The organism is Thiovibrio sp. JS02, assembly GCF_053485635.1.
On the sequence record NZ_CM130715.1, the window covers coordinates 1516592 to 1541676 of the forward strand.

Genomic DNA, 25085 nt, shown 5'->3' on the forward strand with positions numbered 1-25085 from the left:
TATGACGCTTGGAGCTAGATCGTCCCACACCCTAGTCAACGAACAATTGAGAAACCTACCCTCGCCTGTGTGCCACGATCTAGATTGTAGTCTAACAGGCTTTCTCCGTATCCAGTGAATAGCTGAAAATGCAGAAAACCTCCTGTACGGGCAAAAAAAGCCTTACGTAACGGATAGGAAAGATCCAGCTGGGCACTGCCATACCCGGCGGTACCGCTGCGCAATTGTGTAGCCATCATCCAGCCATCCTCATGTCCATAGCGGAAATTCCAGTCCACATACCCTCGATAGCGCTGGATATCTGGGTTTTCTTCTTTATCCAGATATCCATAAATTTTGGGCGCGAAGATCAACGCGCGTTCATTCATAAATTTGATGCGCCAGACAGGCTGCGCAAAGAGGGTGTTAATGCTGCGAGAACTCACGTCATCCTTACCGTTCGATTCGTGTTCAAAGCCAGTGCGAAGCAGGTCGGGCATCAGACCATTGCCGATGATAGCGCCCTGCCAGAAAAGACTGGGACGATAGGTGCTGTCATGAAAGGGTGCCGAATCTTCCCCAAGATCCCAGAGCGAAGTCTGCGTATAGCCGAAATGCAGACGGGAAAGCAGTGGAACCCACGCCACTAGACGACTGCCAGAATCAAAAATCCGGTATTTAAAACTCAGTTGAAAGCGTGCATTGATGCCGCCGTTGTCGCCCACGGCAAAGTATATGGGCTCATTGACCGACAAGGCAGGTTCGTTTGCAGGGAACAATATGTCACCGACAGCACTAGGCTGCATAACTGGCGATGCTGCTGTCACTAAAGGCGCCGGGGTCTGCTTGATGGGATCAGGAAGGGTGACCAGCAGAGCCAACCGGTTCGATTCGACTCCCGCCAGCTCAACCCGCACCATCCCTGTGAGATAATTCGGCAATACCCCGTAATACGTTCGTCGGGTATCCCCCATAGCGGCCGTCCCTGCAGCGGCAACCTCCACTTCCAGTGTCCTGCCGTCATGCACCACCTTGAGCCTGAGCCTTGTCGGCCAATCAACCTGCGCCGAGGGCTTAACGACATCAAACGCAATCGGCGCGCCTGCAAACGCGGTCTCGTCCTGAGTCACAATTAACCAGGACGGAATTACCGCCCAGGCTAACGGCACAACGGTTAAAAGAACCAACAGTAGCAAAGAACAAATCGCTATCAAGCGATTCAACGATTTCGTCCTCCCTTGCAGCTTCCGTCCTGTCCAACGCCCCATAATATGTCCCAGAGTAAGGCAAAAAGTTGTTTCTACACACTCTCATAGCCGACCCCAGCGCGTCCAAAATTCAGGAAGCGTATGGGGCACAACGCCTGACCAGAACTTGACGTAATGATGACAAGTCTAGATCGCAACAGTTCTTGCCTTGTAACTCCTTAAGATTGTGTAGTGGAATTTTTGAGTTTCAGGGGGATCCGCGCCACATGTCCTCCTTGAAACCGGGCTCCGGCCAGTTCATTGTCACTTGGCATTCGTTCTCCTTGGCCTCCGACGATGGTCGATGCGCCATAAGGTGACCCGCCGCAGACTTCGCTAATCCCCATCTGACCAACAAAGGTATAGGGCAGGCCAACTACCACCATGCCATGGTGCAGTAATGTGATGTGAAAACTGAGAATGGTCGATTCCTGACCACCATGCTGCGTGGCAGAGCTGGTAAACACGCTGCCTGGCTTTCCAACCAGAGCACCCTTTTGCCAAAGACCGCCGCTGGCATCCAAAACTGGCGCATCTGGCCGCACATGTTGCCGAAGCGGGTCGGAGTGCCAAAAATAATTGCATCTGCCTTAACCAAATCATCCATCGTGGCAGTCGGGATATGTTGCATTCCTTTCTGGGTATCAAGTGCTCCCATCTTCTCCATCACTGTCGAGGGAAGGGTCTCCGGAACTTTTTTTATCACCGCCCCGCACCCGGCTACCGCCCGAACACCTTCCGCCACAGCTTCGGCCATCTTGTAAATGTGCCCATACATACTGTAATGAACGATTAACACTTTACACATGTTTTGCTTCTCCTTTTATCAACCTACAGCAGAAATTAGTCTGTGACCTGAATCAGGCCCTAAGCAGAGGAACGAATATATGTCGAAATTCCTGATCGGTGGGCGACAGGCGGCCGGTGATAAAAATTCCTGAATCTTGGCAGCTTTCGTCATGTGTGCAAAATCGTGATGCTTGATTGCCCCTCCTTGACTAATTTTCTCGTCTTTCCCTTGACTGTATTTTTTTGTTATTCGCACTTATAAGGAGCAAACATTATAGAGTTCTTAGTCAGTAGGGTTGCACGTTATCTTTACGATAAAGCGAGAGGTAACTATATTCACCAACTTCAATCTCTCGAGGTTTCACTGAAGTGAACCCGTGAAAACGGAGCGTCTCGTCCAGCTCCGCCGATTTGATACGAATATTGATCGGCAGTCCGAGGTGACCGGATATTTTCTTGAATTCAATCACAGCCAGAACGCCGCTTGGCTTCAAGACTCTCTTAATTTCCTCCAATGCTTTCTGATCGTCGCCCTGCGGCACCAAGTCATGGAATGCTATGACCATGAGGCAAATATCTATTGTGTTGTTACCCAAAGGAAGCGAAAGCGGGCCAGCGACCCTGGGAACGATATTGGTGATACCTTCAGCCACAATTTTATCAATCAACCGATCAATTATCCCCTCCTGCAAATCAAAGGCATATATCCGTCCCTGCTCCCCAATACGGCTGGCCGCAGCCAGGGCATAGTCGCCGCAACCACAGACAGCATCAAGAAAAATTGCGTCCTCCTTGATTTCTAGTTCTCGAAAAAACTTTTCCTGGTCGATTAAATCGAAACGGCTCTTACCAGTGGGAATATTCTTTTGCTTACTCATCCAGACACCTCTTCAGTCCCATGTCATACGTTTCCAGAATTCAATCCTCTCTCTTCTGTCCTCCACTCAATGTTTATGACCTTATGGAGACGCGCTCCATATTGGTGAGCATGAAGGATGCCCTCGTGGCGACAGTATGCATTGAGCGCCAGTCCGCGAGAGCAACCCCTTCCCAAGCACCTTGCAGAGAGCTTCATTGTTAGTTAACCGGTAAAGCTAGGCTAAGACCAACATCTGAAAAATCAGTGTTTGAAAAGCAGGTGAATCAGATTGATCGGCCAGCCCGGCGGTGGTTCCTTGGCCAAAACGTAAAATGCCCCAGCAAGAGAGAGTAATGCTATCGCGATATACAAAGCCAACCTGGATGGTTTCATAACGCCCTCCGGTTAAGTGTTTGGTGCTTCACCTCAGCAGCGGATCACGGAGTTTGTGGCGCAGACGCGATTTCTCCGCCGCCACCCAACACTTTATATAATGTCACCAAGTTCTGTAGCCGCGTTAACCGGGTGGCAATCAACCCCTTTTGGGCATCATAGAGCGAACGCTGGGAATCCAACGCATTCAGATAGCTGTCCACCCCTTTTTCATAGCGAGCTTGAGAGAGACGGTAACTCATGGCGGTGGCATCGGTGAGCGACTGCTGCGCAGCCACCTGGTCGTTGATGGTTCCCCGCTGGGCAAGGGCGTCGGCCACTTCTCGGAAGGCCGTCTGAATCGCCTTCTCATACCGGGCAACAGCGATGTCTCGATCCACCTCCGCCACCTTTAAACTAGCCCATCTGCTGCCGGCATCGAAGATTGGAAGAACTATTTGTGGTGCGAAAGCCCAGGCACCCGATCCGGATTTGAAGAGACCGGATAACTCATCGCTTCCGACTCCAACAGAGCTGACCAGAGTAATGCGTGGAAAAAACGCCGCTCTTGCCGCGCCGATATTGGCGTTGAACCCCTTGAGCTGATTCTCAGCCTGTAGGACATCGGGACGCCGCAGCAGTACCTCGGACGGCAAACCGGGGGAAATATCCTTCATAGCTGTAAGTGTTTCGGATAATGTCTGGGGAAGTAATTCGGCTGGGACCGTCGAGCCGACTACCAAGTTGAGACCGTTTTCGTCTTGAGCCACCAAAGTAACGTAGCGGGCGATATCCACCCGCGCCGCATCCACCCTGGTTTGCGCCTGTCGCAGATCCAACTCTGAAGAGGCGCCCAATTCAAAGCGACGCTGAATTAGTTGGTAGGTGCTCTGCTGGGCCTCCAGAGTATTTTTGGCCAGCGCAAGCAGTTCGCGGTCGGCAGCCAGGGTCAAGTATTGCGTAGCTACCTCTGCGACCAAGCTGATCTGGACAGTACGCCGCGCCTGCTCGGTAGCAAGATACTGTTCTAACGCCTGATCCTTCAGGCTTTGCACGCGACCGAACAAATCAAGTTCGTAAGCGCTGACCCCAACACCTACGTTATATTGATGAACGGTTTCGGCCTGACCTGTGGTCGAGAGGGTCTCAGGGATCCGTTGTTTGCTGCCGGCAGCGGTGGCGTCGATCTGCGGAAACAGCTCGGCACGTTGGATTCGGTACTGAGCCCGTGACCTCTCTATATTGAGAGCGGCGATGCGCAGGTCGCGGTTATTTTCCAGTGCGAGAATAATCAATTTCTGCAATTGCTGATCAAAAAAGAATTCCTGCCAGGGGATATCGGCCACTTCTTTGACGGATTGGTTTTCTCCTCGCTCTTGATATGCCGAGCCGCTTGGCCAGACGGCCGCCGTCGGTGCCTCGGGGCGGACATACCTGGGGGCCATGGTACAGCCCTCCAGGCAAAGCAATGCTGCCAAAGGCAAATACAGGACTACGGTCTTCGATTTCATATCAATGCACCTCTTGAACGTTGGGATCAGCCGAGGACTGTGGTGTCGGTTTTTTTCCTGCAAAGCGTCGAGAAATCAGGACAAAGAAAAACGGGATAAAAATCAAGTCGATGAAAGTAGCCGAAAGCAGCCCGCCGGTGACAGCGGTGCCGATGGCGTTCTGAGCCCCGGCGCCTGCCCCGCGGGTCAAAGCCAGCGGCAGGGTGCCGAAGAAGAAAGCCAGGGAGGTCATGATGACCGGACGCAATCTGATCTTAACCGCTGCCAGAGTGGCCTCAACCAGCTCATGGCCCTGATGCATCTGCTCCTTGATGAATTGAATGATCAGGATGGCGTTTTTGGTGGAAAGCCCCACAGTGGTGAGCAGACCTATCTGAAGATAGACATCGTTGGGCAACCCCCGCATTGTAACTGCCACAACTGCACCCACCAATCCTAACGGAAGCATCAACAAATTAACAAAGGGGACGGTCCAGCTCTCATACAGTGCCGCCACACTAAGAAATACCACCAGGAGTGAAATGGCATACAGGGCGGGAGCCTGTTTGCCCGATTGTTTTTCCTCATAGGAGAGACCGGTCCACTCGTAACCGATCCCCGACGGCAGCCCAGCAGCCATTTTCTCCATTTCGTCCATTGCCTCCCCGGTACTCACGCCAGGGGCTGCCTGCCCCATAATCTCCACGGATGGAATCCCGTTATATCGTTCCAGGCGGGGCGATCCATACTGCCAGTGGGCGGTCGCAAAGGCTGAGAATGGCACCATCTCGCCCCGTTCGTTTCGGACATACCAGCTTTTAATATCCTCCGGTAGCATTCGATACTTGGCGTCGGCCTGGAGATAGACCTTCTTGACCCGACCGTTCTGAATGAAGTCGTTAACGTAGGAACTGCCCCAGGCTGTTGTCAGAATATTATTGATGTCGGCCGGGGGGATCCCCAGGACTCCTGCCCGGACATCATCAATATCGAGCTTGAACTGGGGTGAGTCATCCTGACCGTTCGGGCGCACCGCAATCAGCTTGGGATTTTTCATGGCCAGACCCAACAACTGGTTGCGTGCCTCCATCAGCTTATCGTGTCCCAAGCCGCCACGATCCTGCAACTGAAAGTCAAAACCATTGGCTTGTCCCAACTCCACCACCGCCGGTGGTGAGAAGGCAAAAACCATACCGTCACGAACCTTTGAGAAGGCCTGCATAGCCCGGCCGGCAATGGCCGGGGCCTTCAACTCAGTGGACTTACGCAGATTCCAGTCCTTGAGCTTGACAAAAGCCAGTCCCATGTTCTGCCCTCGACCGGCAAAACTGAATCCGGCCACGGTAATTATGGATTCAACTGCTTTGGACTCCCGCTCCAAAAAATGCTGCTCCATCTGTCGTATCACCTGAATCGTCCGTTCCTCGGTGGCGCCAGCAGGCAGTTGCACCTGGCAAATAATGAATCCCTGGTCCTCGTCCGGCAGGAAGGCGGTAGGAAGCCGCATGAAAAAGAAAACCATAGCCGCCACAATAGAGCCATAGACAACCAGGTAACGTACCGGTTTACCAAAGGAGCGACCGACGATCCCTTCATACTGCTCCCTGCCGCGGTCGAACAACGTATTGAACCAATGGAAAAACCTCCTGAACCAACCCGATTCCCCAGGCTTGTGTCCTTTTTCAACCGGTTTGAGCAGGGTGGCACACAGGGCTGGTGTAAGAATCATAGCTACCAGCACCGACAGAATCATAGAGGAAACGATGGTGATAGAAAACTGGCGGTAGATGACACCTGTAGATCCACCAAAGAAGGCCATAGGCACAAAAACCGCTGCCAGCACTGTGGCGATACCCCAGAGTGCGCCGGTGATCTGGCCCATGGATTTGATGGTCGCCTCCCGTGGCGACAACCCCTCCTCAGACATGATTCGCTCCACGTTCTCTACAACCACAATTGCGTCATCTACGAGTAAACCGATGGCGATAACCAAGGCGAACATGGTCAGCGTGTTTATAGAAAAACCGCTGACCGATAGCACTCCGAAGGTGCCAAGCAAAACGACCGGTACCGCAATGGTGGGTATCAATGTGGCCCTGAAGTTCTGCAGGAAAAGAAACATGATGATAAAAACAAGAAGAACCGCCTCAAACAGGGTCTGAACCACCTCTTCTATAGATATTTTGACAAAAGGAGTGGTGTCGTAGGGATAGACCACCTTCATGCCGGCAGGGAAGTATTTCGACAATTCCTCCAACTTGGCCTTGACGCGATTGCCCGTATCCAGGGCATTGGCGCCGGCTGCCAGACGGATTGCCATACCACCCACCGGCTTCCCGTTGTAGAACGACTGAATATCGTAGTTTTCGGTGCCTATCTTGCTTTCGGCTACATCCTTCAACCTGACAGTAGAGCCATCGCTGTTGGTCCGCAGGATGATTGCATCGAACTGCGCCGGAGTCTGGAGTAAGGTCCGGGCCGTGATAGTGGCGTTGAGTTGTTGTCCCTGCGCAGCAGGGGTTCCGCCGAACTGACCGGCTGAGACCTGAGCGTTCTGGGCCTGTAGCGCCACAATTACATCGTTGGTGGTCAAGTGGAAGTTGTTCAGCTTAACCGGGTTCAGCCATATTCGCATGGCATTCTGGGTGCCGAACACCTGCAATTCTCCTACTCCCTCCACCCTACTGATGATGTCCTGAAGATTGGAGACCATGTAGTCAGTCAAGGTATTACGGTCCATGGAACCATCTTCCGAAACCAACCCGAAGATCAGCAGGAAGTTCTTGGTGGATTTAACCACCGAAACCCCTTGTCGCTGCACGATTTGGGGCAGAAGCGGAGTGGCCAGTTGCAGCTTGTTCTGCACCTGCACCTGGGCGATGTTCGGATCGGTACCGGCTTTGAAGGTCAGATTGATGGCCACCGCTCCGGCTGAATCGCTGGTGGAAGACATATAAATCAGATTATCGATGCCATTCAGCTTCTGTTCGATGACCTGGGTGACGGTATCCTGCACGGTCTGAGCGGAAGCGCCCGGATACACGGCATTGATGGTTATCTGGGGCGGCGCGATGGGCGGATACTGGGAGACCGGCAAAGTCTTGATCGCTAGCAATCCGGCCAGCATGACCATGATGGCGATCACCCAGGCAAAGATAGGGCGATTGATGAAAAACCTAGACATGGAGCGTCTCCTTTACTTTTTAGCTGCTGCTGACGTTGGAATGCCATCTGGGGGTGCATCCGTCTTGCTGCTGAACGGTACGGCTTTGACTGGAGTTCCAGGACGCGCCTTTTGTATTCCTTCCAAGATTACGCGGTCTCCATCCTTCACCCCTTCAGTCACCAGCCAGTTTTCGCCAACCGTTCTGGAAACCTTGATGACACGCGGCTCCACCTTCTCCTCGTCGCCGACCACCATGACCATGGCCTCGCCTTTGGGATTACGGCTCACCCCGCGCTGCGGCACAAGGATCGCCTGTTCACTGACCCCCTCTTGCACGATGCCACGGACAAACATGCCGGGCAGCAACAGTTGCTCCGGGTTGGGGAAAAGCGCCCGCAGAGTAACGGAACCGGTACTCTGGTCGACAGTCACTTCGCTGAATTTCAGGGTTCCCTCTTGCGGATAAGAGCTACCGTCTTCCAGCAGCAGCTTGACTTTTGCCTTGCCGGCATCTTTCCCTGTAATTTCACCATTAGCGAGATTCCGCTTCAGACGGAGCAACTCAGCGCTGGACTGTGTCACATCCACGTAGACTGGATCAAGTTGCTGAATCGTGGCCATCGGAGCCGCTTGACTCGCTGTTACCAATGCACCATCGGTCACGGTCGAGCGGCCGATCCGACCCGATATCGGTGCCTTCACACTGGTGTAATCCAGATTGATGCGAGCGGACTCGACGACCGCCTGATTGGCTGCAACATCTGCTTCGGCCTGTTTGAGCATTGAACTTGCATCATCGTAATCCTGTCGGCTCACGGCATTTATAGCTACCAACTCCCGAAAACGTTCCGCCTTGAGTCGGATCGGGATAAGGTTGGCCTCGGCTCGGGCCAGGGCTGCTTTGGCATTGGCGTGGGCGGCCAGATAGGTTGCGGGATCAATCTGATAAAGCACCTGCCCGGCCTTCACGTCTGCTCCCTCGGTAAACAGCCTTTTCTGGATAATACCCCCCACCTGGGGGCGCACCTCGGCAATCATATAGGGCGATGTCCGGCCTGATAGTTCCATGGTCAAGGTGATTGGCGAACTAGTTATGGCCACGATCCCTACCTCAGGAGGACCGCTGGTTGGCGGTCCTCCTGAGGTATTTTGCTTGCAACCGGTTATCGCGAACGTGCCGATTAAGAGTCCCGTCAAAGCGATCAGTTTGACTTTGTCAGTGGTATCCATCAAATTTACCTCAAAGAAGTTAAGCGACTTCCTAGCTTGATCGCTGGGGCATCAAGCTTATGCCCCAGCACCGGGAAGAAATTTACACCCAAAACCTGGAATGAACATTCACTCCGCAACAAGCAATTAAAAAACCCTGTATCCCCAGCAGCACTTCGTTTCACCTTTTGACACCATCCCAGCAGGCCTGAACGGTCTGCACAAGCAAAGCATCATCAAGTTCGACAAACCCAAGTATATGGTCGCGAGCCACCATCAAAAGAGGACCAAACGCCAGGGCGAAAAGCACGACCACAGGGAGATTCTTCACAATCTGCTGGGCGACTCCCTCCTCAAGAAGCATGCGGAACAAATCGCCATCCCCCCCTTTTCCCAGGATCCGGTCCCGACGAAACGCCACGCCATAGGGCGAGTTAAAATACTGTTCCAAGAAGCGAAACTCCAGAGGGTTAGTAATAAAATATCTGAGTAACTCCGTACTGACCCGGATAAACCTCTCACTGAGTGACATGTGCGACTTATACCCATCCATAAGCCCTCTATGGAATTTGTCGTGGAGTTCCTGGAACAAAACAGTAATAAGCACATCTTTGTTTTCGAAATAACGATAGATGGTCCCCGCCCCCACGCCAGCTTGATCAGCGATGCTGGCGATTGGCGCACCATGAAATCCATGCTCGGCGATCAGTTCCAATGCCGCTTGCAGTATCTCTTGTCGTTTTTCAGAAGTCGCCATACCGGACCACCTATCTTGGGAGTGAACGTTCACTCCCAAGATAGGTGGTTATCCATTTCTTGTCAAATTGTTTTTTACAGACCTATGTAATTCATGAGCTAACCTAGTCTGTTGATTATTGCGTATCTCGGAGGCGAAACACTGGATACCGGAAAGGCTAAAACGAGTAATATGGTCAACCAACTGCTCCACATCTTCGACCAGCGGCTTAAGACCGTTTTGAGAGGGATCCTGTACACTCTTGCGGCGACGGGCATAAAGCAATGGGCCTAAACACTGGAATCGGATACTCATAGAGCAGAGTTGCACCTCTTGCTCGTTTGGCTCTTTGTCCAGTAGTTCACTGACCAGAAGGTCAAAACCGCGAACGATTGGTTCCACCGATTCCCACATGACTTTGGTCAGCAAGCCGGAAGGGTTTGCCGCTTCCTTATAAAAGATGTCAAAAGCATGACTTTTCGGATTGGTGATCCTCTGCATAATTGAAAATATCAAACCGCGCATCCGCACTTCCGCCGGAGCTTCTGCCGGAATTCCGCCATTAAGGGGACAGACATTCGATGACTGAGCGAAAGCGTAACGCCAGCACTCCACATACAAGTCCTCCTTGCTGCCGAAATGATAACTGACCGCGGCGTTATTGACCTTGGCCTTTTTGCAAATCTCGGCGATTGTCGCCTGGCGAAAACCTTTGCTTGCAAAAACCTTGCATGCGGACCCCAACAGGTTTCGACGTGTTTGCTGCCCGTCGCTTCGTTGCCTTCTCATGATTCACCCCCATTCCGAATAAGTTAAATTTACATTTTACTTATTTACAAAGTCGCGTCAATGGAGTCTTGGGCCTGAATTTCAGAAAGAAGACTTGGGACATTCGAAGGAAAGCTAATTTATTATGCTTCCGAGCATAATAAAAATCCAATTGGCAGCGTTACACTCCGAGGGATAACGCTGCCAATCGTCATATTTTTTTCTGGCCTTCCCCCGATGTCCACTAAACCGGAGGAAGGCCATCTCGCCGTTGACGGACTTTTAGTGAAAATAGTAGCGTAAGCTTCCCCGTCGTCTCTCTTCTATCCTGCATACTATCCCTTAGGTGGATAAGGGTCGTTCCCATGGCTGTCCGATCCAGAAATTTTGCCATCCTTATTATGGATGACTAGCTCTGTTTCTTGATTTTTGCTGACCTGCCTTGCAAAATCTATCGCGTCTTGTTTCGTTTCGAGGTGACGTGACGCCCTTTCGCAACCACTCCGCTTCACATCCCAACCGCCCTCTGAATTTGGAACCACATGGTGCTCATCTCTTGCCATTCTCTTGACTCCTCTATAAGTTGTTTATAATAAACAAATGCCCAGGAAAATGGGTAAGCATGATCCATCTGTTTGTCAAAACCAATTCAAGGAGGACTCTAATGAAACCGGCCATCGCGATCAGGATTGTGCTCATGCTCCTCATGCTCCCTTCCCTGGCCCTTGCCCATGGCGGAGGACTCGATGGTTACGGCGGCCACAACAATCGAAAACAGGGAGGATACCACTTCCACAGAGGGCCGCTCGCAGGCAACCATTATACCTCCAAAAGTGAGGCGTTGAATGCGCTCTCCTCGGGCAGCGACAATAAAGCAAACGTGGCGCCAGTGCCTCGCCCCAGAAAGGCGAAAGAAGGCCTGAAAAATGAAAAATAGCTTCTTCGTATTGCTTTTGACCTTCTTGGTTCTCGCATCAGCTTCAGCTCATGCCTGGACTGGCCAGGTCGTCGCCGTCACCGATGGCGACACAATCAAGGTTCGGCAGGATGGCCGCGAGACGAAGATCCGCCTATACGGGGTGGACACCCCTGAGAAAAAACAGGCTTTCGGCCAGAAGGCCAGAGACTTCACCGCTTCCATGGTTGCCGGAAAAATGGTGGATGTAGAGCCGGTTGACCAGGATCGTTATGGTCGGACAGTTGGGCTTGTGACCGTGGCCGGGCGAAGTTTAAATGAAGAATTGGTAAAAAACGGCTTTGCGTGGGTGTACCGCCAATATTGCCATCGCGGGGAGTGTACCGCCTGGATAAAGGAAGAATCGCAAGCCAGAGCAGCGCAAATCGGCCTATGGGTTGATCCGGCTCCTGTGCCGCCGTGGGAGTGGAGACGCATAAAAAAATGACTGGCTATCATTATCTATGGATAGATTATACATCCACAGATAATTTTTATACATAAACAGATAATATTTCGATTTTGACCATGAACCGAGACCGATGTCTGTCGAAAGACATTGGAGGCTAACTCAGCCTGTCGGCCAAAATCAATGTCATTTCAGCAGCACAGAAAACAAAACATGCTTGTGTAGCGTTATACTTCGAAGCGTAACGCTGCCAATCGTAAATTTATTATGCTCCGAAGCATAATAAAAATGAGCCGCCTTTTTTTTCGAATCCTCCTGATTTTTTCCTGGAAATTTAAAAATCCGTACCCTACCTCCCCACTATTAGTATTTTTCACGTATTGATTTTTTGATGCAAAAAGGCCTAACCTTGAAATTGCATAAACGGGACCACCCAAAAATGCAAAAAAGTTTATCAGGCTCATCCCAACCAAGGAGGATATATGCCATTGTTACAAAGATCAGACTTGAAATTTGAATACTCTTGGACGGCAATTACTCCTGATGATCCCAAAGTCACAGGAAAACCAGATAGCACATTGTTAAATCGAGGGGAAGGCTATGAGGTTCTTGCGTTCATAAACAGTTTTGCCGCCACAAATAATTTAAAGCAAAAAGCATCGGGATTAAAAATAGAACGGTTGATACACAAAAATCTGCCTGGCAACATCCGAAGCCATGCCAATGTAAAAAAATGGTTAGTTGATAACTGGAAGAAATACGACTAAAAATTAACCCATCATTTTACCGGACTAATACGATCGGGCACCTTCATCCTTGTAGCTAACTGAACTGGCATTGCACAAATTGCCTAACCTTCGGAGACACCCTCGAATTTTGGCTCTTTTGTACAAGTAACGCACGGAGAACGCAACGTGGTCAATTTCAAAAAACGATTGGCAGGAAAAAAGGCTGAAAAACCAACCGATCCTGTAAAGCTTTACGACACTCTTGATCGCGCTCATGACAAAGGTCCGTTACGGCCTGCTCAACTGTCCGTCCTCACAGAATGGTTTTCTCATCATCAAGCATCCCGCGACACTATTGTGAAATTGCACACGGGCCAAGGAAAAACGTTGATCGGCCTGCTCATGCTCCAATCGAAGCTGAACAATTCAAAAGGTCCTGCACTCTACCTGTGTCCCGACAATTTCCTCATCGCCCAAACATGCGAACAGGCAAAACAGTTCGGCATTTCGACATGCATGGCCGACCCGGACCTCCCTGAAGACTTTTTGAATGGTGAAAAAATTCTTGTCACATCGGTACAAAAGCTATTCAACGGACTTACACGCTTTAAACTTCATCGGCAATCATTCAACGTGGGCACGCTACTGATGGACGACGCTCACGCGTGTGCCGATACGATTCGTGAAGCATGTCGCATTCGTATTCCCAGCACTGAACCAGCTTACGACAGCTTGAAAACCCTCTTTGCCGAAGACCTTGAACAACAAGGCGTTGGGACTTATGCAGATATCTGCAACGGCAAGCGTGACACCCTGCTACCAGTACCCTATTGGGCCTGGGTTCAACGCGAAACTGATATTGCCAGCGTTCTTTCCGCCAATACAGATCGAGCTTCAATCAAGTACGCTTGGCCCTTATTGAAGGACATGCTTGGACTCTGCCAATGCGTAATTTCAGGTGTGGCTATCGAGATCGAACCTTATATCCCTCCCCTTTCTGCATTTGGGAGTTACTGGAAGGCGCCTAACAGAATATTCATGTCTGCTACCGTCACCGATGATGCCTTCCTCGTGAAAGGATTACAACTCGCACCTGAAACAATAACCAAGCCAATCACCTACGCTAAAGAAAGCTGGTCCGGCGAAAAAATGGTTTTGCTGCCCTCACTAATCCATGAGGAACTTGACCGGGATAGAATTGTCAAGGGCTTCGGCCCTTCAAATTCCAAGAGGCAATACGGCCTTGTGGCGCTAGCGCCTAGCTTCTCAAAAACGAAAGATTGGGAAGCGTACGGGGCGGTGGTTGCCGGTAAAGAAACCGTATCTGAAGTCATAGAGGATCTTCGCAAAGGTAACTACGAAAAAACCGTAGTTCTTGCGAATCGGTACGATGGCATTGATCTTCCAGACGACACTTGCCGCATCCTGATTTTTGACAGGAAGCCTTTTTCTGAAAGTCTTATCGATCTTTACCAAGAATCTTGTCGACCAAACAGCGAAGCGACTCTTGTACGTACTATCCGCACAGTCGAACAAGGAATGGGGCGAAGTGTTCGTGGAGAAAAAGATTACTCCGTTGTGGTGATCATCGGCACGGATATCACTCGACTGCTTCGGGACAAGGAATCCCGGAAATATCTATCACCACAAATGTCAGCCCAGATTGAAATCGGACTGGAGCTTGCGGAAATGGCACAACAGGAAATAGAAGAAGGGCAGGAGCCATCCGCAGCGTTTAACGGCTTGATCCGCCAGTGCCTAACTCGCGACGAGGACTGGAAAGCTTTCTACATTGAACAAATGGCGAAAGTCAAACCTGCCGGTGCTAACGAGCGCATTTTGCGAGCATATGCTGCTGAACTCGAAGCGGAGCAGGCATACAGCACTGGTGACTATCCCAGTGCCAGCGAGAAACTCCAAAGCCTTCTCGACAGCGGTGCAGTCCATCCGGAAGATAGAGCATGGTATCTACAGGAAATGGCTCGTTACCACTACCAATCTAACCGAACCGAGTCTGAGCGTTTGCAGATTGCTGCACATAAGGGTAACCGTTTGCTTTTGAGACCAGCCTCGGGTATTACCGTTGCAAAACTAACCGTAGTGAGTCAAGGACGGGTCGATAGAATCGCTGCATGGGTCGGCGAGTTTGAGAACTACAGCCAGCTCGATGTGAATCTCTCCGATATTCTCGGAAGGCTTGTCTTCGGCACTAAGGCAGACCGGTTCGAGCAGGCCCTAGACGAAGTCAGCCGCGCACTAGGGTTTGCTGGAGAGCGGCCGGACAAGGAATGGAAGGAAGGCCCGGACAACCTCTGGGCGCTAGACGATACGCACTACATCGTATGGGAATGTAAAAACGAAGTAACAGTCTCCCGCGCAGAAATCAACAAACGGGAAGCCGAGCAGATGAATCGTTCGAGTGCTTGGTTTGAGAAACACTATCCAGGTTTAAAAGCAAAACGGATAATTATTCATCCCGCGCATGCTGTGTCAAGTGCAGCGGCATTCACCCATGACGTAGAAGTGATGAAAGCAAGTGAACTCAAGCGGTTCGTTAAATCGATAAAGGATTTTTTCAAGTCATTTGAGTCTCTCAACTTCAGAGATATATCTGCGGCACATATCCAAAAACTAATAAATTCACACAAGCTTTCAGTTACAGATATATTGAGTGATTACACAAAGAAGCCCAAGAGCCTGAAACGATAAGTTCAGTTTCCACACGTCAAAAATATGTGAGCAAGCGTTGTAGTGCCGTTCTGCGCCGCTTTTTCTAAGGGGCGCAGGTGCTCCGTATCAAACTCAGCAATCGTTGGAATTGCCTCGGAAGGTCGACGAATACACCGATCATTGCTGTCTTCTACCATCATGAGCTTGATACGCATCTTTTCTTTCGACAGAGAATTACACAATGCGTCTATTGCAGCATTATCCTTACCATTGAGAATCCCCACCATAACCGCAAGAGGCCTATTAATGGCATAATTGCCATCAACGAAACGACACATGCCGTTTTTCCCACGATATTCGGCAAGTGATGAACGCGAAAACTTTTTAAATTCAAAAATCAGTTCCAACCGTTTTTCTGATGCGTTGGAGAAATATGTGATATCTTTTTTGATCCGATCAAGCAACTCACCTTCTTCCGATAAAAGAACATTCTGTGCTTCATTAACCCAAGCCCCGGTTAACCCAGAATCCGCACTAAACAGCACGAGGTAATAACACAGCTTTTCCGTAAGTTTTGGCTCATCCTCTGCATATCGAACCTTGATGGGCTGTGCTTGCGCGATCCGATTCCACGTTGTTACTAGAAACAGTGCGGCGCTTTTTGTTTCTTCGGCCGGAAACAACTCTTCCCAAGAATACCGCTGGCTCACCGGTTCGCCTCCACTTCTGGCTTGGTCAAAAGTACGTGGCGGACTATACGCTCCGCATCGCGATATGCCTCGGAGCTCAACCAAAAACGAGTGATAAGCGGCTTTACCAAATATATCGTATTCCCCGTGCGAATCACCACATCCGTGGCCAGATACAGATTGTTCTGAATTTCTAGCGGTAGCAACTGTTGTTCCGTTAAGTGCTGCAATAGATGATTGACTGCTTGATCATTTGCAGTCGCGTGAATAATTCCAGAATCACCTTTTTGTTTTTTCATCGCAGGGTCCACCCGCACCACACCTAAAGGCCCACAAATCTTACTTGAATTAACGCTGATCGCCACTGTGACGTCGCCAAGACCGCCTCTGGCTTTCCGCCATGCATGGATTTCGGCGTGGAGCGCTTGGGCGTATTCATTGAGATGGGATCGATTCGGCCTTTTTTGCAATGGGGTCTCCAAGCCCACTATCGAACTGGGTTGAAGATTCGGGGCAATCTTGCCTGCGGCCTCGCGCACTCGCGCCTGTTGCGTGGAATTCAGATTGAAGTATTCAAAAATTAATGGCTCTAATATACGGGAATCATATTGCCGAAGAAAAAAATTATTGCATTCATCAAGCGTGCGCATGTGTTCTGCAACTTCACCGACGATGCTCCAGGCACGAGTAGGATTGGCATGCCGATCAGGATGAATGAACGGTAGTTGCCTAATATCACCGAGAGTGACGCGCTCCCGCTCAAAATTGATCTGATAGGCTGTAAGGAGTAGCACATACTGTGCGAGACTCGAATGCAAGTAAGCTGCCACGAACTGCAAAAGGGCCTCATCCTTTTTCGGGCCAGCAATAACACCGATACTGCTACTGAAAGAAAAAGCCCTCCTAGAAAACGCCGCCCGAATGCTCCGGTGGCTTGTAATCCCGTCTGTAAAAACGATCTTCGGCCCTTCAAAAATCTCCAAAAGGTCCTCGGGTAAGCGAGCGACTGTCTCGATATTGTCAGGAAAAGCCGACAGTAACCGTTGATCGAACACAGGTCCATCGACGACAAAACGCTTGGCATCGAGGTATGGCAGTTCTTGTAGCGGATGGGATGAGACAGGATCAAGAATGGATTTGTCGTGCTTATGGAAACCCTTGCGCGTGAGCCACGATTCGTTACTGTCAATAAAATTGCCAAGTGTGCCCTGTAAACGGAGGCTGGCAATGGTAGAAACATCGCGCCCCGTTCCCCAGAAAAGCGTTGTCAGCAGTTCGTTGTTCTGGCGGACGGTCCAGGTTGATAAAAAATGTCGATCAGAGCCGTGGAGGGTAAGACGACCGAACGCGAAGCTGATATCAGCCTTCGGCACCCAATACTCAAAAGTTTCCGTCCTTGGAATTTTCCCAAGCAAAGGTTCGGGCCGAGGCGTAGCGATCGCTACGACACAAGGTTGTTTTGCTGTACTAAACAGCAGTTTCCGCAGATCTCCGAAATTAATGAGTGTTTCAAGCTGGTAGTTATCCAGCCAAGTCTTGAAAAAAGCAGCGCTGGTCGGAGCTGCCACAACACTGGCAGGCAAAATCAAACATACGCGGCCGCCTTGTGCGAGACTATCACGCGCCCGCAGCATAAACGCACTTGCCATTTGTCGGCGAGGAATCTGGATGCCTTTATCCTTGGCCCATTGGTCGCTGCTGAGAAATTCGCCTTTTTTAGGCTCAACCCATGGTGGATTTGACAGGAAAATCGTGAATCTTCCTGCGCAAGCATGGGGATTCTTTTCAGAAAAGAAATCACCGACATCTGGTCCTCCCGAAATATTCTTCTCGCGCAAGGACGGCAGTTTGACATTTTCATTATCTTGTAGTTCTGCAATATCCGCCGGTTGCAACCCTTCCAGGATCGACAAATAAAGACTGAAAGCGGTGACGCGACAGGCCGAAACATTAATATCAGAGCCAAAGATATGCTCTTCCAAGAGTTTGCGACGGTCCCGAAACGGAAGGGGATGCTTATTTTGAGCCTCGGCGTAGGCAAGCATCCTACGATATGCCGTTGTCAGAAGAATTCCAGACCCGCATGCGCCATCATAGATACGTTCCCCGAGAATATCTGGAGAGCCAGCAAACGCTTGGTCGACGACCAGATTTGCAAGATGGCGGGGGGTGTAATAAGCACCGACATCCCGCTTTTCTTCCGACAAAAAAGTCTCATAAATACCGGAGATGAGCTCAACTGGAATATAGCGAAAATCGTAATGCCATAGACTCCGCTGACCCGACTCTAAATCCATACGACTTAGAAATTCATTCAGCCGAACGAGTGCCTCGTCGGGAAGCGTCTTCCACAACACCGAACCTTTAGTCCCCGGCTCGAGAAAGTCACCGTTAAAATCTCGTTTAAGCTGCGAGAACAACCGTGCGATACCGGGACGATCTCTCGCAGCCACCAGATCTTTGAGACAACCAAGCACATGTTTGGTGCGATATGTTTCTCCGATGATTTCCCGGTGCTCAAGGTAGGAGACGAACAAAACCTGCGCCACAAGGTATTGGGCATCCACCTTTTTGAGGCCATATCTCTCAAGATCCAGAACAATAAGAGAGAGATTGCGCAACAAGACACAATCCACGCGGGATTCAGCCGTAAACCAGTCGGGGTGACGACGAAATGCACCACCTGATTGAACATCGCGGAGGGAATAAGGACCTGCCTCATGAGCCTGCCCCCGTAAAAGTTCTTCGCCAACAAAGTCGCGCCGATTGACTGGCACAGCCAAGGCATCGCCTTCGCGCACCACCAGGACGATGGAAATTAAATTTTGATTCCAGATTTTCTCCCGGATGCGATCAAGTGCATCCGGATCCTGCGCGAAACGACCATCATCCTCAATGAAACAGATCGTAGGAACCCCATCCACATCGAAAACTGCGGCTGCATGAATGATCCCTGTAGAACCAAAGAGCTCTTCGATCTCACCGCGATAAGCATGAGTAGCTGGCACAGGAGTGCCACGATGATAAAGGCCTTCCGGGGAGCCAGAGTACCCCAGAGCGTTGAGCCAGTCTGTTGTTGTTGAGTGGGTCACAGGAACACACCTTTCTCTTCTGTTGACTTTTGTTAAACATTATCATAATAATTGACAAAATCAATATATTTATTGTAATCATGACGAGCAATATACTCGTCATGATTAGCACGGACACCCAATATGACCACCAACATAACTAAAAGCCGGCGAGTCGATCAGCCAGCCAAATCTGACTGGCCGGCATCGCTGAGTTACGCCCAACAACAACGACTACGTTTTTTTGAAGCTCGGCTGTTATGGGAGGGACAAGTCAATCGGCAGGATGTGTGCGCCCAATTCAGAGTAACCCCGAACCACTTCACCCGCGAAGTGCGGGACTACCAGCATTATTTCCCCGACAATATCTGGTACGATATTTCTAGGCGCACATACCGACCCCGCAAAAAATTCCAAGCGAGATTCTCCACCGGACGCCCAGAGGAATATCTCGCACTTCTCAAACTCTATACGCACAACCCTTCGCCGATTATTATGACCGAGATGGGCTCGCCTGTGGCGTGCGAGGTGCTGGGAGAACCGCAAGGCCAAGTGGGCCGCGAGGTATTACAGGAAATACTTGCAGCCATTCACGGGCAGTGTGGGTGCCAAATCAAATATCAATCGTTTTCTGCTCCAAGTGTCACAACACGCACTGTCTGGCCGCACGCCTTGGCGTGGGCAGGCTACCGCTGGCACGTGCGCGCCTACGACGCTAAACGGAAGGCATACGTTGATCTTGTTCTTGTGCGGATTAGTTCTGCTTCCTCTGGCGATATTCCACTACCCGATGATGCTGGCGAAGATGCAGATTGGCTGGAAACTGAAATGATCGAAATCGTCCCGAATCCCGATCTCTCGATATCCCAACAAGGGGTTATTGCCAAAGAATATGGTATGAAAAAAAGACCAAATGGATATGTGTGGCCCGTGACCTTGCGGCGTTGCCTAATTCCTTATTTCCTCTATCGCTACAGACTTGATGAGGATAGGAGAGAACAAACTACTCGACGCGCTTTTTCCACTCAGCGAATCGTCGTTAGAGATCAATCAATTATCGCGAAGTATATATTCCCTGCCGACTAGTTACTCTTCGTCAAAGCCAGCGAATAAACTTCCGCATACCAAAACGGCACATCCCTCATATCTCTTGCCAGCTCAGTTTTTCCAATCCCGTTCTCCACACAAAAAGCTATAACCTCTGACGGATATGCTTGAAATAGTCGCCCTAACCCGGCATAAGCAAAATACTGTGCTTCTATCGGCGCCTTGTCCCAACATTTCATCACATCACCAATAAAAGGGTTCCCCTCGGCCCCAAAAAACCCGATATCCCTTCCCCAAACGCAAACCACCTTCCAAAAGTGGCGCAACACCCTAAAAAAAAGAAACGAGTATACTGGCACCCCATCCAGCATGACGTAACCAGAGTCAACGATCCCATAAAGCCACCGGATAGCCTCCATTCCCTCTCCTCGAGCTGGCAACCTTTTGAAGGAATTGCACCGCCTCAAGTCGTACCCGCATCTGCTACATCTCGAAGAATGTCCCTGCCTACATCCCTTGTAAAGACTTACCGGCGCACCGCAACGACCACATTCATCGAGCAGAAAACATTCATGCGTCAGGCAGACAGTTGAGAATGACAGCCGCCATTTCTTCCTGAAATACGGTCCCCTATCTTCCCGCAAGCAGTACGGGCAAAACCGCAGACCATGGCTCTTTGGATATCGCCCTCGCATCCGCAAAGGCAGGACAAAGGGTGTTCCCCCGCTTTTCGCGTACAAACGCTCAAACAGCATGCTTTCATAGCTCCGCAGGGTCATACCATGGAGTTCTTCCACCGAAAGGGCACTCTTACGGGACAAGTTCTCCAGAAGAGGCCTGTCCGCATGAAGATCCAGGTCTGAGGCCCAAAGCTTGTTTCTGGTTTCGGGGAGATAAAGATTGGTAAAGGTGGTAGGCATCGTCCGGTGCGCAAGAGCAACCCGAATGAGCCAGGAACTGAGCAATTCATCGTCTTGAGGCCGGACTTTGATCGGAAACACGGCCTCGGCGTATTTCCTCTGCCGGATTTTGTAGACGATCCTAGACAACTTCCAATTCGGCCAGCGTCCTCCGCTGGGAAGGAAGGATGAACTCGCAGGCCTTGATCTCCTTCATGGTTATTCGTTCCGAACCGTTCTTGATGGCCATTACCGCGGCTTCGGAGACAACACTGACGATTTCCCCTATCTGTCCCTCGGAAAGCCGATGGATCTCAGGCGCAAGCTCCTTGGATGCAAGGTTGGACGGCCTTTTGAGCGGCAACGTCTGCTCGATGCTGGCCAACATTTGGGCATACTCCATATCCAGCTTCCACAGGGGCAGGCGGATCGGCTTGAACCTGCTGCTGATCTGCATGTCGGTGCTGGTGGCCACGAGAGCATCCTTGGTCCCGACAAGCACGATCGGGATCATCATCTTGTTCCCAAGATTCTTCAGGGCGTTCATGAAAGCGCGCTGCTTGATCATAGACCCGCTAAGTACGTTGTGGATCTCATCGACGATGAGTATCCGGGTTCCGATCTTCTCAAAGTAGTATTTGATGTCGTCCAGTTTCTGAGACGGCGCATCCCTGTGGCGGAACGGCACCATCAGGACGGAGAATATTTCATCATAGAATCTTCGCTCATCCGGAACAGGGGGCGCCTGGACATAGACCACCGGATATGCGTCCCCTAGAAGGCCATCGGTGGGAGGATGGTTGCGGCAGAACGTCTTGACGACGCTCGTTTTCCCATTATTGCTGTCCCCGACGACAAGCAAATTGGGCATTCTCGACCTATTGGGCGCCCTCATGAGCGCATCCATCTTTTCGAGGATCTGATTGGCTCGCGGATAGGGAATCCACTTGTCGCTTTCGATATACTCAATCCTCTCCCTATCGCTTTTTCCGACGATCCCCCGCGCCTCAGGGAGAAGGTTGTCGAGATGAGTTTTATCAGTAGTCTTCATATTTCCTCTTTTGGTCCCGCAAGACCTCGATTCCCTGGAACGGTTTGACGTTGGCAAACAGCTCGTCCAATTTGGCATCCATAGACTCGGCCACGGCCCCGCGCGAGACCTTCCCCTCTTTTTTGAGGGTTTCGGCATGGTCTCTTTCATCTGTCAGGCTTGCCTTTCGCTGCTTCTTGGCCTCACCGCCGCGCCTGGCCAGTTTGGTCTTGGCCGCCGCCTCCAATTCAAGTTTTTTCAAGTTCTCATGGGCCTGAAATATCTGATGCTCGTTTGGCTTCCCCAACCCTTTATCACGGAGATTGCGGCGCACTTCACGCAGCTCCCAAATCGACATGGGCGGATAGCCGAGGTTCCTGTAAGGAATCGTGTAATACTGACGCAACCCGGGATCATAAAAATAAACTCTGCTGATATCCCGTGGGTCCTGCCGGAAGGTGAATTTGTCCTTGCTCGTTTTTTGGCCAGACTGGCTTATATACCTCCTGAGCACGTCGTGGAAATAGTGTATGCCATCACTGACCACGCCCTCTCTGTTGATCCTTCTGCGAAAGGAGGGAAGCAAGGAGACCCGGAGGCGTTCCTCGTCGTCAACGACTGAAGGGAGTCCGATCCCGGGTACGGACTCGGTTCCCAGGATCATTTCTTCATATTTCTTGCGGGGGGACATCCCCAAGGTGGAATGATCCTTGTTGTGATAGACGTCGACCAGATAATGCACAATCCATTTCTCCAGTTCGGCGAACGTGAACACTGCCTCCTTGTCGGAGTTGTAATCGCCCCGGGCCGTAACATTGGAAAAAGTTGTGCCGGGCAGATTGTGGATCGCATTGTTGAGGTTCCCGACCAGTCGCTCTATGTGGCCGCCGAATTGAGGACGAGCCACAGGCCTCCAGGCAATCTCGATCCCGTACTCCTCGCAGAAGGCTTTGATATCCTCCCCCCGGAATTCACCAGCGTTGTCGGCGAAAATCGCCTTCGGGAGCCCGAATATCTCCCAGGCTCCATCGACACCCAGCCTTTTCAGGAGTGGGTCTTTTGGAAGTATACCCATCGCCAGGGCCTGGCCGACGGCAAAGAACCCCGGACGGTCCAAGGAGAGGTAGAACCCGTAAACGAATCGAGAAGACACATCCATGGCAAGAGTAATATATGGACGCCCTATCGGCTTCCTGTGAACTTCATCGACCAGCATGATATCTAGAATGGTGTGGTCGATCTGGATGGCGTCAAGGGGGTATTTCCCGTCGGGGAACGTCCCCTCCACGCTACTGAAAATCCTTGAGCTTTTCCTGCTGCCCTCACGCCGCTTGACGACTTCTTTATCGGGCAGCGCAGTGATCCTGTTCCTGATAGTATTTGCGTGGGGAACCCGAACGCCTGCCGACTTGCAGCGCATGGCAACTTCGCGACATATCTCAGTGCCATCTTTGCGTTGTCTCGTCAGGTAACAGTCCTCGATAACCTTCTGCACGATGGCTTCCGCCGCAGGATCGAGCCGTGACTTCCCCTTCCCGCCTCGCAGGTCGAAGGAGGGAGATAGGGCACTCAATTGCTGGGTCGCAAGGTAGCGTTTGATCCAGCGATAGATGGTCGAGGCGCCCACCCTATATACCGAGGCTCTTTGCTCCACCTGCTTCCTGGTACGCCCTTCTCCGAGTACCGGGGCGATTATCTCGAAGCGCTTCCTGGCCACAGCCAGATTCTCATCCGACATTTCATCGGGCGGAGGCAGCGACGTCCCGTCACCGTTTTTCAGTATCTCCCCCAAGTCCGCCACTGCGACAATCTTGACTTCGCCCGTGCCGACATTCTTGATCGTCACGCTCTGCAAATCATACGGCCCCATAATTTCATAGGGCTCACCGCCGACCATAAGTCTGCCGCCTTTTTTCAAATCATGGACGCCCATCCACCACCTTCAGAATTGTAGAGTTGTCTATGGGCCGCTCGACATCCGACAACGCGAGGCGGCCCTTGAAACAGAGATGCCAGACTACAGGCACAAGGACTGGCTGTTCGGCTCTGTCCTTCGCGCAGTGCTGCAGCAGATCGACCAGGCTGATCCCGCCGACGCCCTGAACCGCCCGAATAATCTTCTCCGCGTGGAGGCCGAAGTCCGTGGGCTGGCGGTTGAAGCCGTAGATGAATTTGCAGTTATCAAGAAAATTGCCGCGGATATCCTCATCGGTCATGACTTTGAACGCCAAGCCGTTTTCTTCCGCATACGACTTGGCCAGGTCGAACCTGGGGAGCAAGTCTTCCTTGTTTTCTTCCAGGTCCTTTCGGTATTTGACTTCAACGATGGTTTGGAGAGGACTACGATGGCGATAGGTGATCAAACAGTCCGGAGTGTATTTAAGCTTTTTCCCGGCCAGTTTCCCTTCCAGGACGAGGGGCTGTTCTTCATATGTGGCAACGGCAGGGTCGAATTCGAGCAGGAGGAAGAAATCCCTTTCCAGCCGAGATTCAAAGGCAACGCTCCGGCCGTTCTTCACGCTCGGGAAAAAACCGGTAACGGACCTGAAGTTTTTTGGTATCTTTCGGACAGGCATACACTTTTCCTCAATAGTAAATTTGTCTCACTATTTCGTATTAAATGCAAGCCTGTCCCACTATCTTTTATCACAATCCCATATTTCTTTGTGCATACGCTCAAAGAATGCTAAAAATAGTCAGGTAAGTTGAATTGCGATCACTGCTGGATTTCCAAGGGATAAATCATCCATTATGACAGTCTCGGCAACTTATGGAATTGACAATGGTTTTCCCTTTGTGTATGCGGTTTCTCAATGGCGTGATATCTGTCTTAAATCCGACCCATAGGCGGTAAACCCAACGAGAGGGGAAAAAGAACTGCCAAGATGAGCCAGTCCAAAAAATCGGCGTTTTTGGCCGGGTCATTAAAAATTTCAACCTTCATTTCTTCAAAGTGCTTCATTTCCATGATT

20 protein-coding genes and 2 pseudogenes are annotated in these 25085 nt (G+C 50.9%); 5 read left to right on the forward strand and 17 right to left on the reverse strand.

All coding sequences use genetic code 11. The annotated features are described in order from the left end of the window. Positions 1–35: 35 nt before the first annotated feature. From ACUUL3_RS07045 to ACUUL3_RS07085, 9 genes and pseudogenes are all read right to left on the reverse strand, one after another. On the reverse strand, positions 36–1202 hold the full coding sequence (locus ACUUL3_RS07045; RefSeq protein ID WP_448554750.1) for a phospholipase A: 1167 nt from the start codon (positions 1200–1202) through the stop codon (positions 36–38). Between the two features lie 203 nt (positions 1203–1405). Continuing rightward, positions 1406–2034, reverse strand: a pseudogene (wrbA, locus tag ACUUL3_RS07050) (NAD(P)H:quinone oxidoreductase). Positions 2035–2302: 268 nt separating this feature from the next. Continuing rightward, the gene (locus ACUUL3_RS07055) at positions 2303–2893 is read right to left on the reverse strand and encodes a class I SAM-dependent methyltransferase (RefSeq protein ID WP_448554748.1); all 591 of its coding nucleotides are present in this window, start codon (positions 2891–2893) and stop codon (positions 2303–2305) included. A 418-nt stretch (positions 2894–3311) separates the two neighbouring features. After that, a complete protein-coding gene (gene adeC / locus ACUUL3_RS07060) occupies positions 3312–4757 on the reverse strand; it encodes an AdeC/AdeK/OprM family multidrug efflux complex outer membrane factor (protein WP_448554746.1) in 1446 nt (481 codons plus the stop codon). Between the two features lies 1 nt (position 4758). Then, complete coding sequence (locus tag ACUUL3_RS07065; protein ID WP_448554744.1) at positions 4759–7920, reverse strand: efflux RND transporter permease subunit; 3162 nt, start codon at positions 7918–7920, stop codon at positions 4759–4761. Between the two features lie 12 nt (positions 7921–7932). Continuing rightward, complete coding sequence (locus tag ACUUL3_RS07070) at positions 7933–9132, reverse strand: efflux RND transporter periplasmic adaptor subunit (RefSeq protein WP_448554742.1); 1200 nt, start codon at positions 9130–9132, stop codon at positions 7933–7935. 160 nt (positions 9133–9292) lie between these two features. Next, positions 9293–9868: a TetR/AcrR family transcriptional regulator gene (locus ACUUL3_RS07075; RefSeq protein WP_448554740.1), complete on the reverse strand. Its 576-nt coding sequence runs from the start codon at positions 9866–9868 to the stop codon at positions 9293–9295. Between the two features lie 48 nt (positions 9869–9916). Then, positions 9917–10636 carry a CerR family C-terminal domain-containing protein gene (locus ACUUL3_RS07080; protein WP_448554738.1) on the reverse strand — a complete coding sequence of 240 codons (720 nt, stop codon included), beginning with the start codon at positions 10634–10636 and terminating at the stop codon, positions 9917–9919. 314 nt (positions 10637–10950) lie between these two features. Then, a complete protein-coding gene (locus tag ACUUL3_RS07085) occupies positions 10951–11178 on the reverse strand; it encodes a DUF2188 domain-containing protein (protein ID WP_448554736.1) in 228 nt (75 codons plus the stop codon). 101 nt (positions 11179–11279) lie between these two features. Here ACUUL3_RS07085 and ACUUL3_RS07090 point away from each other — a divergent pair, with 101 nt between their 5' ends. The 4 genes from ACUUL3_RS07090 (at position 11280) to ACUUL3_RS07105 (ending at position 15416) form a co-directional block, all read left to right on the forward strand. Then, entirely contained in the window at positions 11280–11552 is a 273-nt protein-coding gene (locus ACUUL3_RS07090; RefSeq protein ID WP_448554735.1) for a YHYH domain-containing protein, read from the forward strand. Continuing rightward, entirely contained in the window at positions 11542–12018 is a 477-nt protein-coding gene (locus ACUUL3_RS07095) for a thermonuclease family protein (protein ID WP_448554733.1), read from the forward strand. Before ACUUL3_RS07090 ends, ACUUL3_RS07095 begins: the two co-directional genes overlap by 11 nt. Before the next feature lie 443 nt (positions 12019–12461). Further along, on the forward strand, positions 12462–12746 hold the full coding sequence (locus tag ACUUL3_RS07100) for a hypothetical protein (RefSeq protein ID WP_448554731.1): 285 nt from the start codon (positions 12462–12464) through the stop codon (positions 12744–12746). A gap of 147 nt (positions 12747–12893) precedes the next feature. After that, positions 12894–15416, forward strand: coding sequence for a DEAD/DEAH box helicase (locus tag ACUUL3_RS07105; protein ID WP_448554729.1), 2523 nt, complete (start codon positions 12894–12896; stop codon positions 15414–15416). A 2-nt stretch (positions 15417–15418) separates the two neighbouring features. Here the strand turns inward: ACUUL3_RS07105 and ACUUL3_RS07110 are convergent, their stop codons facing one another. Beyond that, entirely contained in the window at positions 15419–16087 is a 669-nt protein-coding gene (locus tag ACUUL3_RS07110; protein WP_448554727.1) for a hypothetical protein, read from the reverse strand. Continuing rightward, positions 16084–19158, reverse strand: coding sequence for an HsdM family class I SAM-dependent methyltransferase (locus ACUUL3_RS07115; protein ID WP_448554725.1), 3075 nt, complete (start codon positions 19156–19158; stop codon positions 16084–16086). Before ACUUL3_RS07115 ends, ACUUL3_RS07110 begins: the two co-directional genes overlap by 4 nt. A gap of 123 nt (positions 19159–19281) precedes the next feature. Between ACUUL3_RS07115 and ACUUL3_RS07120 the strand changes: the two genes are divergently transcribed. Next, positions 19282–20223, forward strand: coding sequence for a WYL domain-containing protein (locus ACUUL3_RS07120; RefSeq protein WP_448554723.1), 942 nt, complete (start codon positions 19282–19284; stop codon positions 20221–20223). On the opposite strand, the gene ACUUL3_RS07125 is transcribed toward ACUUL3_RS07120, so the two are convergent. The 6 genes and pseudogenes from ACUUL3_RS07125 to ACUUL3_RS07150 form a co-directional block, all read right to left on the reverse strand. Continuing rightward, positions 20220–20603, reverse strand: coding sequence for a hypothetical protein (locus ACUUL3_RS07125; protein ID WP_448556517.1), 384 nt, complete (start codon positions 20601–20603; stop codon positions 20220–20222). The genes ACUUL3_RS07120 and ACUUL3_RS07125 overlap by 4 nt on opposite strands. A gap of 153 nt (positions 20604–20756) precedes the next feature. Then, a pseudogene (locus tag ACUUL3_RS07130) lies at positions 20757–21185 on the reverse strand (TniQ family protein); the annotation flags it as partial. Positions 21186–21225: 40 nt separating this feature from the next. Further along, positions 21226–22134 (reverse strand): TniB family NTP-binding protein, encoded by a 909-nt coding sequence (locus ACUUL3_RS07135; protein WP_448554721.1) that lies wholly within the window; start codon positions 22132–22134, stop codon positions 21226–21228. Then, entirely contained in the window at positions 22121–24046 is a 1926-nt protein-coding gene (locus tag ACUUL3_RS07140) for a Mu transposase C-terminal domain-containing protein (RefSeq protein WP_448554719.1), read from the reverse strand. The genes ACUUL3_RS07135 and ACUUL3_RS07140 overlap by 14 nt, the downstream gene beginning before the upstream one ends. Further along, entirely contained in the window at positions 24033–24632 is a 600-nt protein-coding gene (locus tag ACUUL3_RS07145) for a TnsA endonuclease N-terminal domain-containing protein (RefSeq protein ID WP_448554718.1), read from the reverse strand. Before ACUUL3_RS07145 ends, ACUUL3_RS07140 begins: the two co-directional genes overlap by 14 nt. Before the next feature lie 311 nt (positions 24633–24943). Then, positions 24944–25081 carry a hypothetical protein gene (locus tag ACUUL3_RS07150; RefSeq protein WP_448555902.1) on the reverse strand — a complete coding sequence of 46 codons (138 nt, stop codon included), beginning with the start codon at positions 25079–25081 and terminating at the stop codon, positions 24944–24946. Positions 25082–25085: the final 4 nt, after the last annotated feature.